Origin of the sequence: Streptomyces arenae (assembly GCF_022343545.1) — a bacterium.
Classification (GTDB): Bacteria; Actinomycetota; Actinomycetes; order Streptomycetales; family Streptomycetaceae; genus Streptomyces; species Streptomyces humi.
In genome coordinates this window covers 114,669-127,707 of record NZ_JAKQYH010000068.1, presented here as the reverse complement: position 1 = coordinate 127,707, position 13,039 = coordinate 114,669, and the positions used below count along the sequence as shown (strand labels likewise).

The window sequence follows — 13,039 nt, the reverse complement described above, 5'->3', positions numbered from 1 at the left end:
CCGCTACCGGTGGTGCTGGTACGCGGCCGTGACGCGTCGCTCGCCGGGGTCGTGTCCGGTGACGACCACGGTGGCGCCCTGGGCGAGCAGGGTGGGGCCGGGGAAGTCGACGGGCACCGGTTTCATGTCGACGGGCTGGTCCGGCGTGGGACAGGGCGGCGGGAAGGGCGCGGCCGTCTCGACGAGACGCCGGTAGTGGTCCAGCCACTTCGCGTTGTTGAAGCTCACGGCGGCGGTGACGCGGCCCCGGTAGCCGTACGCGGCGACGAACCGGTGGTCGGGGACCGAGCCCTGGGTGACGACCACCTCGTCGGCGAAGGTCGGCACGCCGACGGACTTGATGTTGACGCCGAACTGGATCGACCAGAACAGCGGGACGGACAGGTGGGGCCAGCGGTCCGCCTGGCCGTGGACCATGTTGTGGGCGGCGACCTCGGCCTGCTCGACCGCGTTGGCCCAGTGCTCCAGCGAGATGAGCCGGTACTCGTAGACCGGGTTCGGACAGCGCGCCACGTCCCCGGCGACGAAGACGTCGTCGGTGATCGTGCCGTTGAGGTCCATGGCACGGCAGCCCGTGTCGCAGGCGATGCCCCAGACACCGGCCGCGAGGCCGGAGCCCTGGAGCCACTCGGTGTTGCGGATGCCGCCGAGTGCCACCACCGCGACATCGGCGTCGACGGTGCTGCCGTCGTCGAAGTGCGCCCGGCGCAGGCGGCCCTGCGCGTCGCCCTCCAGCCGGGTGACCTTGACCCCGCACCGCAGGTCCACGCCGTGCGCGCGCTGGAGGTCGGCCGCCACCTCGCCGACCAGCGCGCCCAGCGCCCCCACCAGCGGATACGGCGCGAGTTCGGCGACGGTCACCGGGATGTCCCGCTCCCGGCAGACGGAGGCGATCTCGGAACCGGTGAACCCGGCCCCGATGACCAGCACCCGGGACGGCCCCGCGGCGAGCGCCCGTCGCAGGCCCTCGGCGTGCTCGCGGGTCCGCACCACGAACACCCCGTCCAGCGCGGCCTCCGACTCGACGAACCACGGCCGGGCCCGCACCCCGGTGGCGATCAGCACCCGGTCGAAGGGCACCTCGCGGCCGTCGGCGAGCCACACCCGGTTGCCGGCCAGATCCAGCCCGCTCGCCGGCACTCCCAGCAGCCACTCCGCGTCGACGTCACGACGCCGCGGCAACCTGGTGCCGTCGGCGGGCACCCACCCCGTCAGCACCTGTTTCGACAACGGCGGCCGGTCGTACGGCTCACCCAGCTCGTCGCCGATCATCGTCAGCGACCCGGTGAACCCCTCGTCACGCAGGCACTCCGCGGCCCGCAACCCCGCCAGGGACGCCCCGACGACCACGATCCGGCCGTCGCGCTTGAACGCACGCAGGCTGTCGGCGCTGGTCATGACGTCGACGCCGCCACCGGTACGTCCCGCCCCGCCGGCCGTCCCTCCAGCCGGTCGACCAGGATCGCCTGCACCGGGCAGGCCGCCGCGGCGCGCAACACCCGCTCGCGCTGGGCGTCGTCGGGGTTCGGGTCGTACATCAGGGCCTCCTCACCGTGCATTCGGAACGCGTCCGGAGCCAGGAACGCGCACTGCGCGTACCCTTCACATCGGGAAAGATCAACGACGACTCGCATCCCGACCTCCGCGGGGTCTGCAAGCTGCGGACCCGGAAGCCGGCACCCCGGTGGTGACGGGGCGCGTCGTGGGTCTCCGCAGGAAGAAACGGGGCATCGCGCTCAACGCGACCGGGGGCGGCCGGACCCGCCCGCACCTGCTGGCATTCCTCGCGTTCAGGCTATTCCGCGCGCCGTTCACCCGCACTCCGGGGCACCGCGTCCGGCGTTCCGCCGATCGGCGCAGTGCGCCCCCGCCCGGCGTGTGGTGCGGCCGTCCCGGTGGTTCGGTGTCGGGAGGAACGTCGACGCACCGACCGGAGCAGGAGGTGTCCCGGTGGCCCCGGACCCGCCCGTACCCTCGCCGCCCGCGACCGGGCGGACCCTGACCGAAGCGGCCTTCCGCGACCTGTACCGCCGGCTGCGGAGCCGGGCCCGGGACGGCGGCGCGGGACCTCGGGGCGCCCTGGACCGGCTGACACCGGAGCACGTCGTCGCGGCGGCAGCCGAAGTCCGGTGCGGGCGCACCGTGTCGCTGGCCGCGTCCGTCGAGACCCGCACCGCCCAGGACAGTTCGCAGCCCGCCACCCACCGGATGATCGCTCCCACCCACGACGAGGCCGGCGCCCCCGGGCTCGTGTTCGCCCGCGACCGGTTCGCCATGAACGTGCACAACGACGTCGACAGCCACCTCGACGCGCTCTGCCACGTGATCTTCGACGGCGAACTGTACGGCGGGGTCCCGTCGAGCACGCTGACCCCGGACGGTGCCGGAGCGCTCTCGCTCGACCTGGTGCGGGACGGCCTCGTCGGCCGTGGTGTCCTGCTGGACGTCCCGCGGCTGCGCGGGGTGCGCTGGCTGGAGCCCGGCGACCAGGTGACCGCCGGGGACCTGGCCGCCGCCGAGGCCGCCCAGCAGACCACGGTCGGACCGGGTGACCTGCTGTTCGTGCGGGTGGGCCACCGCCTGCGGCGCCGCACCCTCGGCCCCTGGGACGTGACACGGGACCGGGCGGGCCTGCATCCGACGGCGATGAACTTCCTCGCCGAGCGGGGCGTGGCGGCGCTGGGCTCGGACGGCAACAGCGACGCCGCGCCCAGCCCGGTCGCCGGGGTCGGGTTCCCCGTGCACGTGCTGGCCGTCAACGCCATGGGGCTGCACCTGCTGGACTGGCTGGACTTCGAGGAACTGGTACCGGTCTGCGAGGAGCAGGGGCGCTGGCACTTCCTGTGCGTCGTCGCCCCGCTCAGGCTCCCGGCGGCGACCGGCTCACCGGTGAACCCGGTCGCCGTCATGTGACGACCCCGGGGGCGCGGCCCCGCTCCGGGTGCCGCGCCCCCGGTACGGCGCGTACGTTCGGAGGAAGGGAGAGCCGCGCCGGCCGCGGACCAGGCGAGCAAGGACGGTGGTTGCCATGGACGCCCTGCCCCCGTACGACGTGATCGTCATCGGTACCGGTGCCGGCGGCGGCACCCTGGCTCACCGTCTGGCGCCGTCCGGCAAACGGGTGCTCGTCCTCGAACGCGGCGGCTACCTGCCCCGCGAACGCGACAACTGGGACTCCACCGCCGTGTTCGTGAAGGCCAAGTACCGGGCCCCGGAGTTCTGGCTGGACCGGCACGGCAAGGAGTTCCCGCCCGAGGTGAACTACTACGTCGGCGGGAACACCAAGTTCTACGGCGCGGCCCTGTTCCGGCTGCGCCCCGAGGACTTCGGCGAACTCCGCCACCACGACGGCGTCTCCCCGGCCTGGCCCATCGGTTACGACGACCTGGAGCCGTACTACACCCAGGCCGAGCACCTCTACCTGGTGCACGGCCGGCACGGCGAGGACCCCTGGGAAGGGCCGTGCAGCGCGCAGTACGCGTATCCGCCGGTCGAACACGAGCCGCGCATCGAGCAGTTGAGCATGGACCTGGAGAAGCAGGGGCTGCACCCCTTCCACCTGCCGATCGGGGTGAACCTCACCCAGGACGAGGACGGCCGGGCGGCCCGCTCCAGCGTCTGCATCCGCTGCGACCGCGTGGACGGCTTCCCCTGCCTGGTGCGCGCCAAGTCCGACGCCCAGGTGATCTGTGTGGAACCGGCCCTGGAGCACCCGAACGTGGACCTGGTCACCGACGCCCGGGTGACCCGGCTGGAGACCGACCCCACCGGGCGCAGCGTCACCTCCGTGGTCGCCGAACTCCCGGGCGAGCGGGAGGCCCGGTTCTCCGCCGACGTCGTGGTGGTGGCCTGCGGTGCCGTCAACTCGGCCGCCCTGCTGCTGGCTTCGGCGAACGACCGGCACCCGCACGGCCTGGCGAACAGCTCCGACGTGGTCGGCCGGCACTACATGCGTCACAACAACCTGGCGCTGATGGCCGTTTCGGAGGAGCCCAACGACACCCGCTTCCAGAAGACGCTCGCCCTGCACGACTGGTACCTGGGCGCGGACGACTGGGAGTACCCGCTCGGCGGGATCCAGATGCTCGGCAAGTCGGACGCCGAGCAGATCCACGGCGAGGCCCCGCGCTGGGCCGGGGCGGTCATGCCGGACATGCCGTTCGAGGTGCTGGCCCACCACGCCGTCGACTTCTGGTTGTGCGGCGAGGACCTGCCGCTGCCCGGCAACCGGGTGACCCTGGAGGACGACGGGCAGATCCGCCTCACCCTCGACGAGGGCAACAACATCGCGGGCCTGAAGCGGCTGCGGCACAAGCTCCAGCACCTGCTCGGCCATCTGGGCATGCACGAGCACCAGCTGCTGTCCCACAGCATCTACCTGCACAAGGGAATGCCGATCGGCGCCACCGCGCACCAGGCGGGCACGGTGCGCTTCGGCACCGACCCTGCGTCCTCCGCCCTGGACGTCCACTGCAAGGCCCATGACCTGGACAACCTCTACGTCGTCGACACGAGCTTCTTCCCGAGCATCGGCGCGGTGAACCCGTCCCTGACGGCCATCGCGAACGCCCTCCGGGTGGGCGAGCACCTGCTGGAGCGACTGGGCTGAGCCCGCGCGGGCACCCGGCCCCCGACCGGGCGAACATTCTCCGCCGGGCAGCGCAACGCGGTCCGCCGCCACGTGCCGCCGTCCCTTCCCGGTGTTTCCCTGAGGCCCGGATCTGCGGGCGACGGCCCGGCGGAGGCGGGAACGCAGTGGAGGAGCAGAACATCGTGAGTTCCACCGAGGGGGCGCCCGCGAGCGTGGTCCCCGCACACCTGCTGAAGGGCCAGAAGGCGCTCGTGACCGGCGCGAACTCCGGCATCGGCAGGGCTACGGCCGTCGCCCTGGGCCGGGCCGGCGCCGATGTCGTGGTCAACTACGTGGCCGGCGGCGACGAGGCCGAGAAGGTGGTCGAGGAGATCACCGGCTTCGGGGTGAAGGCGGCCGCCTACCAGGCGGACGTCTCCGACGAGCAGCAGGTCGTCGCCATGACGGCCCGGATGGTCGAGGAGTTCGGCACGATCGACATCCTGGTCGCCAACGCCGGGCTCCAGCGGGACGCCCCGTTCACCGAGATGACCCTGGCCCAGTGGCAGAAGGTCCTGGACGTCAACCTCACCGGGCAGTTCCTGTGCGCCCGCGAGGCGACCAAGGAGTTCCTGCGGCGCGGTGTCGTGCCCGAGGTGTCACGGGCGGCCGGGAAGATCATCTGCATGAGTTCGGTGCACCAGATCATCCCGTGGGCCGGGCACGTCAACTACGCCTCCTCCAAGGGCGGCGTGCAGATGATGATGGAGACCCTGGCGCAGGAGCTCGCCCCGAAGAAGATCCGGGTGAACGCGATCGCGCCCGGGGCCATCAGGACCCCCATCAACCGCGACGCCTGGGACACCCCCCAGGCCGAGCAGGACCTGCTGAAGCTGATCCCCTACGGCCGGGTCGGCGACCCCGAGGACATCGGCTACGCGGCCGTCGCCCTCGCCTCCGACCTCATGGACTACGTCGTCGGCGCCACCCTGTACGTCGACGGCGGCATGACCCTCTTCCCCGGCTTCGCCACCGGCGGCTGACCCACTCCATCTGCGCCGGCCCCGGAGAGACGACACATGCACACCACGGCCCTGCTGCTGGCGGACGTACCGGCGCAGACCCTGCCGGCCAGATCCATGATGGCCTTCACCCTGGCCGCCCACATCATCCTGGTGCCCCTGGGGGTGGCGCTGCCGCTGATCACGCTCGTCATGCACGGCTACGGCCTGCGCCGCGGCGACGCCACCGCCCTGCTGCTCGCCCGGCGGTGGTCGGCCGTGATGGCGGTGCAGTTCGCGATCGGCGTGGTCACCGGCACGGTGCTGTCCTTCGAGTTCGGGCTGCTGTGGCCCGGCATGATGGGCCGGTGGGGCGACGTGTTCGGCATCGGCTTCGGTGTCGAGGCATGGGCGTTCTTCCTGGAGGCCGTCCTCATCGCCGTCTACCTCTACGGCTGGCGCAGGCTGCCCTCCGGGACCCACTTCCTGCTCGGGCTTCCCCTGCCGCTGGTGGCCCTGCTCGGCGCGTTCGGCATCCTGGCCGCCAACTCGTGGATGAACACCCCCCGGGGCTTCACCCTCGACTCCGCGGGCAACCCGGTCGACGTGCAGATCCGGCAGGCGGTCTTCACCCCCATGTTCGGCCCGGAGTACTGGCACTTCGTCTTCGCCATGTTCGTGACGGCGGGCTATGTCGTCGCCGGTGTCTACGCCGCCGGGTGGCTGCGCGGCCGCCGGGACCGCTACCACCGGCTCGGCTTCACGGTCCCCTTCACGCTCGCCGCGGTGTGCACGCCGGTGCAGTTCGTGCTCGGCGACTCCATCGCCCGGCAGGTCTTCCACAAGCAGCCGGTGAAGTTCGCCGGCATGGAGATCGTCTGGAAGACCGCCACGCACCAGCCGGAGTACCTGTTCGGCCGGCTGCATCCGGACGGCACCGTCTCCGGCGGCATCAGGATCCCGCAGCTCGACTCCGTCCTGGCCGGCTTCCGCCCTGACACCCAGGTCACCGGACTCACCTCGGTCCCGTCCGGCGACCGGCCGACGGCCACCCAGGCCACCATCGCCCACTTCGCCTTCGACACCATGGTCGGCATCGGCTCCCTGCTGCTCCTGCTCGCCCTCTGGTACGGCGTCCTGTGGCTCCGGCGCCGCCGGCTGCCCGTCTCGCCGTGGTTCTTCCGCGCCGCCGCCTGCGCGGGCGTGGCCTCCGTGGCCGCCGTCGAATGCGGCTGGATCACCACCGAGGTGGGCCGCCAGCCGTGGATCGTCTACCAGAACATGCGGGTCGCCGAGGCGGTGACGGCGACTCGCTCCACCAGCCTGTGGATCATGTTCGCGGTGGTCGTCGTCGTGTACGTCCTCGTCTTCGGGTCGTTCCTCGCGGTCCTGCTGAAGATGCGCACCCGCTGGCGGCTCGCCGACGCGCGGGGCGGACCGCGGCCGCCTGAGGGGACCCCGCAGCCGGAACCGCCGGAGACGGGCACGCCGTACGGGCCGCGCTCCGCCGGGAGCCGGCTGTGATCGCCGGGGTCGTCGCCGTCGTCCTGCTGCTCGTGATCGCCGCCTACGCCTGCGGCGGCGGCACCGACTACGGCGCCGGTTTCTGGGACCTGACCGCGGGCGGCGCCGAGCGCGGCAGCCGGCCGCGGTGGCTGATCGACCACGCGATGGAGCCGGTCTGGGAGGTCAACAACGTCTGGCTGATCTTCGTGCTGATCGTCATGTGGACCGGCTTCCCCGTCTTCTTCCAGCAGGTCTTCGTCACCATGTGGCTGCCGCTGGCACTGGCCGCCGTCGGCATCGTGCTGCGCGGCGCCGGCTTCGCCCTGCGCAAGCCCGTCCGGCGGCTGGCCGGGCGCCGCCTGTACGGGGCGGTGTTCGCGGTCTCCTCGCTGCTGACGCCGTTCTTCCTCGGTGCCGCCGCCGGCGGGGTGGCCTCGGGCCGGGTGACCGCCACGGCCACGGCCGCCACGGACGCCTGGGCCAATCCCACCTCGCTGCTGTTCGGCCTGCTGGCCATCGCCGCCACCGCGATGCTCGGCGCCGTCTTCCTCGCCGCGGACGCCCGCCGTTTCGACGCCCCCGACCTGGACCGCTACTTCCGCCGGCGGGCCTTCGGCGCCCTCGCCGCCGTCGCCGTCCTCGCCGCCGTCACCCTGTTCGTCACCCACGGGGACGCGCACCACGTGTGGCACGGCCTCACCCACGGGGTCGGTCTGCTCTTCGTGATCGTGGCGGCGCTGGCCACACTCGCCACCGGAGGGCTGCTGGGCCGCCCCTCGGGGGCCTGGTCGCGGGTCACGGCGGTCGGTGCGGTCGCCGCGTCGGTCATCGCCTGGGGCATGGCGCAGCGCCCGTACCTCGTGCCGACCTCGCTGACCGTCTCCGAGGGCGCGGGCGCCCCCACTACCCTGCGCTGGCTGGCGCTCGTCACCCTGGTCGCCGTGGTCCTGGTCGTCCCCGCGGTCGCCCTGCTGTACTGGCTGGACACCCACGGCGAACTGGAGGGCCTCACGGACGCCGACCTGCGGCGCGGCGACGTCGGTGACTAGCGGCGGCCGCCCGGACGCCTGTCGAGTGCCGCGTCCAGGGTGATGGCCGAGTCGATGAGGGCGAGGTGGGTGAACGCCTGGGGGAAGTTGCCGAGCTGACGGCCCGTCGGGTCGATCTCCTCCGAGTACAGGCCCAGGTGGTTGGCGTAGCCCATCATCTTCTCGAACACCAGCCGTGCCCGGTTGGTCCGGCCGGCGCGCGCCAGGGCGTCGACGTACATGAACGTGCACAGCGAGAAGGTGCCCTCGGAGCCGCGCAGGCCGTCGGGCGAGGCACTGGGGTTGTACCGGTAGACCAGGCTGTCGCTGACCAGTTCCTGCTCCATGGCGTCCAGGGTCGAGGTCCACATCGGGTCCCCGGGGGTGAGGAACCCGACCGTCGCCATGCGCAGCAGCGAGGAGTCCAGCACCTCGCTGCCGTAGTGCTGGACGAAGGCCTGCCGGTCCTCGCTCCAGCCCTTGGCCATGACCTGCTCGTAGACGGTGTCCCGTTCGGCCTTCCAGCGGTCGGCGCCGGACGGCCACCCCGAGTCCTCGGCGAGCCGCACCGCGCGGTCGAACGCCACCCACGACATCACCCGCCCGTACGTGAAGTCCTGGCGGCCGCCGCGGGTCTCCCAGATGCCCTCCTCGGCCTGGTCCCAGTTGTCGGCGAGCCACTCCAGGTCGGTCCGCAGCGACGTCCAGCCCCCGTGCCCGACCGTGAAGCCGTGCTGGTGCGCGAAGTAGATGCTGTCCAGCGCCTCGCCGTAGATGTCGAGTTGGAGCTGGGTGGCGGCGCCGTTGCCGATCCGGACCGGGGCGGAACCCGCGTACCCCTCCCAGTGGTCGAGGATCCGCTCGTTCAGCTCGGAGGAGCCGTCGACCTTGTACATGATGTTCAGCGGACCCGTGTTCCCCTGTCCGCCGGCGCGCTCCTTGACCCGGTCGCCCAGCCAGATGATGAACGCCCTGGCCTCCTCCGTGAAACCCAGTCCCAGCAGGGCGTACACGGAGAACGAGGCGTCCCGGATCCAGGTGAAGCGGTAGTCCCAGTTGCGTTCGCCGCCCAGTTGCTCCGGCAGGGCCGCCGTCGGGGCGGCCACCACGGCGCCGCTGGGGGCGAAGGTCATCAGCTTCAGCGTGATCGCGGACCGCTCCACCACCTCGCGCCAGCGCCCCGTGTACGTCGACTGCGCCAGCCAGGAGCGCCAGAACCCCACCGTCTCGGCGAACAGCCGCTCGTGTTCCTCCCGGCGGATCTCCCTGGGCGGCCCGTCGGCGCCCGTCTCCAGGACCAGTCCGCGCTGCTCACCGGCCCGCAGGGTCAGCGACACCTGGAGGTCGGCGTCCCGGTGGGTCAGGATTTCCGAGAGCCGCTCGTCGTCCGGTTCCCGGATGGGGTGCACGGTGAGCTCCGTACCGTCCTCCGCGGCGAACACCGCCCCGTGCGGGGTGATGTGCACCTCGTGTTTCATGAGCCCGTAGTCGAACCGCGGGGCCACCTCCACGTCGAAGGTCATGCTGCCGCGCACACAGCGGACCAGCCGGACCAGCCGGTGCCGGGGAGTGGCCGTCGTACCCGTGACCGGCATGAAGTCGACCACCTCGCCGGCGCCGGCCTCGGTCATGAACCGGGTCACCAGGACCGCGGTGTCGGGCAGGTACAGCTGCTTGGTCGAATGCGTGGGGTGGGCCGGGCGGACCGTGCAGTGGCCGCCGTTCTCCTTGTCGAGGAGCGCCCCGAACACACTCGGCGAGTCGAACCGCGGGGCGCAGAACCAGTCGATCGCGCCCTCGGTGGTGACCAGCGCGGCGGTCTGCAGGTCACCGATCAGTCCGTGGTTCTCGATGAGCGGGTAGTCGTCCATCGGGGTGCCCCTTCCGGTGTGCGAGTCACCCGAGCGCACCCCCTCGATCAGGGTATGCCGGGGCCTTTGCCCCGGCTCGTCGGACCGGGCCCCGCACCGGGATCGACTCGCGGGGGCCGCGACGGCCACCATGGGGTGTGCGATTCGATTCCGTTCCCATGCCCGCGGCCGTCGAGGCCCGGCCGCGCGACAGCCGTGGCTATCCGGTGCCCGCCATCACCCCGTGGGAGGACGACGAACCCCGGTTCGCGCTCACCGACTACGGGCGCAGCGCCGAGTGCGCGCGCGGCCGGCTCTGTTCGGTCTGCGACACGCTGATGCCCAGAGGACCGGTGTGGCGGGTGGTCGGTGCCGCGGAGAGCGACGCGATCCGTGACGCGCTCGCAGCCGGGCGGCCGTACCGCAACACGGCGGCCACCCTGGAGGCTCCGGGGCACCGCGCGTGCATGCTCTACGCCTCGATGGTCTGCCCGTACCTGGCGCGCCCCAACGCGCGGCGGGGGCTGACGGCGAAGACCCCGGACGACATGACCGCTCATGTCGTCCGGGGTGCCGTCCGGGGTGCGCTGGGTGCCGTGGTGGGCTTCGGCGACTACGAGTTCGCCGTCACCAGGACCCGGGTGCTGTTCCGCTTCCTCGACGTGGTCGAGTACCTGCCGCATGACACGGCCGACCAGCACCTGCCGGAGCTCCGGGCCGAACTGGCCCGGTCCGGCGGCCAGTCGGGTGGCGGTCAGCCACGGTAGGCGGGCAGGCCGGTGTGCCCGGTGACCTTGACGGGCCTGCCGAAGCCGTGGGCGGTCTTCGTGATGGTGTACGTGCCGGCCGGGGTGCGGAAGGCGATGGTCCTGCCGTTCGGCGACCAGGTGGGCTCGGTGGAGTCCGTGGTGGTGCCGGGTGTGACGTCCTTGACGGTGGCGGTGGAGCCGCCGAAGTCGTCGACGAAGAGGTGGTCGTGCCCGTGGACGGAGCGGACGAACACGACCTCCTCGTCGTCGGGGGCGAGGTCGGGCTCGGAGCCCTTGGTGAGCGCGCCGCCCTGCTGCCGCAGGTAGTCGTCGCGGATGTAGACCTCGCCGTCGCGGGTGTTCTCGTAGACGGCCGTGCCGTAGCCGCCGCCGACGTTCGGCCAGGTGTTGTCGGTCTGGGGGACGGCGCCGTCTCCCGGGTCGCCGTTCAGGCTGATCTTCGCCGGCCTGCCGTGACTGGCGGTGGCCTTCACGCTCTCCAGGACGGTGTGACCGTGGATCCTGGCCGAGAAGATGAGGTTGTTCTTCGCGGGGATGCGGTTCGCCCGGTCGGCGGCGGTCACCTGCCAGGTGGGGTGGGACCAGGTCTGGCCGCCCGGGTTGACGGCGACGGTGACGCGGTGGCTGCCGTCGGGGTCGGAGACGACGAGGTCCCCGTGCCCGTTGACGAAGGCGGCCTTGCTGCCGCTGGGGTTCCAGGCCAGGTCACGGACGGTGGTGCCGAAGTCGATCGACCGCCCGTTGACCCAGACGTGGCGGGTGCCGTCGCTGAGGGTGAGTCCCCTGGGCACGGTGACCCGCGGGGCGGACGAGGCGGCCGTCGCGGTGGCGGCGGTGCCGCACAGGGTGAGCAGGGCGGCGGCGGCCGCGGTGGTGACGGCCGCGGTGCTCCGGCGGTGACGAGCGGACATCGGGGTTCCCCCAGAACGTGGTCGACGCTGCGATGGGAGAAGTCTTTCCGCGGCCGGTGACGGTGCTGTGCGGCCACCGTCACAGCTGTGCAATAGCGGGTGACCCCGGGTCAAGAAGACGGTAAGAACCGCCGCCGGATCCGGCGGCGGTGGCGTGGTGACCGCGCCGGGCACGGACCTGCCGGCGTCCGTGCTGAGCTGAACACCCCGGCGTCCGTGCTGAGCTGAACACCGCAGGTCAGGGCCGTACTATCGGAGATGACAACGGTCACCGGTGCAGCCTTTGGCGATAGCGGTGGCCATGCGTTTCACTGCGAGCCTGACACCCGGTACGAGGGGGAAGGCGGACGCCATGGGCGCTCACGAGCACGAGCACGGACATGCCGGCCACGCGCACGGTCACGGCGCGGGCGGGCACGCCGGGCACTCCCACGGTGTCTCGGCGGACGCCGACCGCCGCTGGCTGGCCATCGCCCTCACACTGATCACGGTGTTCATGGCCGCCGAGGTCGTCGTCGGTGTCGTCGCGAGCTCCCTGGCGCTGATCTCGGACGCGGCGCACATGCTCACCGACGCCGCGTCCATCGTGCTCGCCCTCGTGGCGATGCGGCTGTCCGCCCGCCCCGCCCGCGGCGGCTTCACCTACGGCCTCAAGCGCGCCGAGATCCTCTCCGCCCAGGCCAACGGCCTCACCCTGCTGCTGCTCGGGACCTGGCTGGCCTACGAGGCGCTACGACGGCTGATCAGCCCGCCCCAGGTGGCGGGCGGCCTGATGCTGGCCACCGCGCTCACCGGCATCGTCGTCAACGTGGCCGCCACCTGGTGCATCTCCAGGGCCAACCGGAGCTCCCTGAACGTCGAGGGCGCCTACCAGCACATCCTCAACGACCTGTTCGCCTTCATCGGCACCGCGATCGCCGCGCTGATCGTCGTCCTCACCGGCTTCGCCCGCGCCGACGCCATCGCCACGCTCGTCGTGGTCGCCCTGATGTTCAAGGCCGGCTACGGCCTGGTCCGCGACTCCGGCCGGATCTTCCTGGAGGCCGCCCCGGCCGGTCTCGACCCCGACTCGATCGGCGACCAGCTCGCCGGGCAGTCCCAGGTCGTCGAGATCCACGACCTGCACGTGTGGACCATCACCTCCGGGGAGCCCGCCCTGTCCGCCCACGTCCTGGTCGAACCGGGTGGCGACTGCCACGCCGTCCGCCGCACCCTCCAGCACCTGCTGCGCGACCGGCACGGCATCACCCACGCCACCCTCCAGGTCGACCACCTGGGCGAGGACGCGGACGGCGCGGAACTGCTCCAGATCACCGCCCCCTCGACGGCACCGGCCGAACCGGCGGAGCACTGCGACGACGCCCACGGCCCGGTCCACCGCCCCGGCCCGCACGAACACTGAC

General features: G+C 72.2%; 11 protein-coding genes. 7 read left to right on the top strand and 4 right to left on the bottom strand.

What is annotated here, in order from left to right:
• Positions 1 to 3 precede the first annotated feature (3 nt).
• Positions 4 to 1,398, bottom strand: a complete 1,395-nt coding sequence (locus MB828_RS31510; RefSeq protein WP_301651148.1) for an NAD(P)/FAD-dependent oxidoreductase — start codon at positions 1,396 to 1,398, stop codon at positions 4 to 6.
• Positions 1,395 to 1,634: a ferredoxin gene (locus tag MB828_RS31505; protein WP_071659643.1), complete on the bottom strand. Its 240-nt coding sequence runs from the start codon at positions 1,632 to 1,634 to the stop codon at positions 1,395 to 1,397. Before MB828_RS31505 ends, MB828_RS31510 begins: the two co-directional genes overlap by 4 nt.
• A 316-nt stretch (positions 1,635 to 1,950) precedes the next feature.
• Between MB828_RS31505 and MB828_RS31500 the strand changes: the two genes are divergently transcribed.
• From MB828_RS31500 to MB828_RS31480, 5 genes are all read left to right on the top strand, one after another.
• A complete protein-coding gene (locus MB828_RS31500) occupies positions 1,951 to 2,913 on the top strand; it encodes a cyclase family protein (protein WP_301651147.1) in 963 nt (320 codons plus the stop codon).
• Positions 2,914 to 3,028: 115 nt separating this feature from the next.
• Positions 3,029 to 4,609: a GMC oxidoreductase gene (locus MB828_RS31495; RefSeq protein ID WP_301651146.1), complete on the top strand. Its 1,581-nt coding sequence runs from the start codon at positions 3,029 to 3,031 to the stop codon at positions 4,607 to 4,609.
• 164 nt (positions 4,610 to 4,773) lie between these two features.
• Positions 4,774 to 5,613, top strand: a complete 840-nt coding sequence (locus tag MB828_RS31490) for an SDR family oxidoreductase (RefSeq protein WP_301651145.1) — start codon at positions 4,774 to 4,776, stop codon at positions 5,611 to 5,613.
• A gap of 36 nt (positions 5,614 to 5,649) precedes the next feature.
• Positions 5,650 to 7,095 carry a cytochrome ubiquinol oxidase subunit I gene (locus tag MB828_RS31485; protein WP_301651144.1) on the top strand — a complete coding sequence of 482 codons (1,446 nt, stop codon included), beginning with the start codon at positions 5,650 to 5,652 and terminating at the stop codon, positions 7,093 to 7,095.
• The gene (locus tag MB828_RS31480; RefSeq protein ID WP_301651143.1) at positions 7,092 to 8,126 is read left to right on the top strand and encodes a cytochrome d ubiquinol oxidase subunit II; all 1,035 of its coding nucleotides are present in this window, start codon (positions 7,092 to 7,094) and stop codon (positions 8,124 to 8,126) included. The genes MB828_RS31485 and MB828_RS31480 overlap by 4 nt, the downstream gene beginning before the upstream one ends.
• Here MB828_RS31480 and MB828_RS31475 read toward each other — a convergent pair.
• Complete coding sequence (locus tag MB828_RS31475) at positions 8,123 to 9,976, bottom strand: glycoside hydrolase family 15 protein (RefSeq protein ID WP_301651142.1); 1,854 nt, start codon at positions 9,974 to 9,976, stop codon at positions 8,123 to 8,125. The genes MB828_RS31480 and MB828_RS31475 overlap by 4 nt on opposite strands.
• A gap of 158 nt (positions 9,977 to 10,134) precedes the next feature.
• Here MB828_RS31475 and MB828_RS31470 point away from each other — a divergent pair, with 158 nt between their 5' ends.
• Positions 10,135 to 10,722 (top strand): hypothetical protein, encoded by a 588-nt coding sequence (locus tag MB828_RS31470; RefSeq protein WP_301651141.1) that lies wholly within the window; start codon positions 10,135 to 10,137, stop codon positions 10,720 to 10,722.
• Here the strand turns inward: MB828_RS31470 and MB828_RS31465 are convergent.
• Entirely contained in the window at positions 10,710 to 11,636 is a 927-nt protein-coding gene (locus MB828_RS31465; RefSeq protein WP_301651140.1) for a TolB family protein, read from the bottom strand. The genes MB828_RS31470 and MB828_RS31465 overlap by 13 nt on opposite strands.
• A gap of 352 nt (positions 11,637 to 11,988) precedes the next feature.
• On the opposite strand from MB828_RS31465, the gene MB828_RS31460 reads away from it, so the two are divergent.
• On the top strand, positions 11,989 to 13,038 hold the full coding sequence (locus MB828_RS31460; RefSeq protein ID WP_301651139.1) for a cation diffusion facilitator family transporter: 1,050 nt from the start codon (positions 11,989 to 11,991) through the stop codon (positions 13,036 to 13,038).
• The last annotated feature ends 1 nt before the right edge of the window (position 13,039 follow it).

Coding starts and splice junctions, on each gene's coding strand:
- MB828_RS31510 (WP_301651148.1), bottom strand. CDS start 1,398: ATGACCAGCGCCGACAGCCTGCGTGCGTTCAAGCGCGACGGCCGGATC.
- MB828_RS31505 (WP_071659643.1), bottom strand. CDS start 1,634: ATGCGAGTCGTCGTTGATCTTTCCCGATGTGAAGGGTACGCGCAGTGC.
- MB828_RS31495 (WP_301651146.1), top strand. CDS start 3,029: ATGGACGCCCTGCCCCCGTACGACGTGATCGTCATCGGTACCGGTGCC.
- MB828_RS31485 (WP_301651144.1), top strand. CDS start 5,650: ATGCACACCACGGCCCTGCTGCTGGCGGACGTACCGGCGCAGACCCTG.
- MB828_RS31475 (WP_301651142.1), bottom strand. CDS start 9,976: ATGGACGACTACCCGCTCATCGAGAACCACGGACTGATCGGTGACCTG.
- MB828_RS31470 (WP_301651141.1), top strand. CDS start 10,135: ATGCCCGCGGCCGTCGAGGCCCGGCCGCGCGACAGCCGTGGCTATCCG.
- MB828_RS31465 (WP_301651140.1), bottom strand. CDS start 11,636: ATGTCCGCTCGTCACCGCCGGAGCACCGCGGCCGTCACCACCGCGGCC.
- MB828_RS31460 (WP_301651139.1), top strand. CDS start 11,989: ATGGGCGCTCACGAGCACGAGCACGGACATGCCGGCCACGCGCACGGT.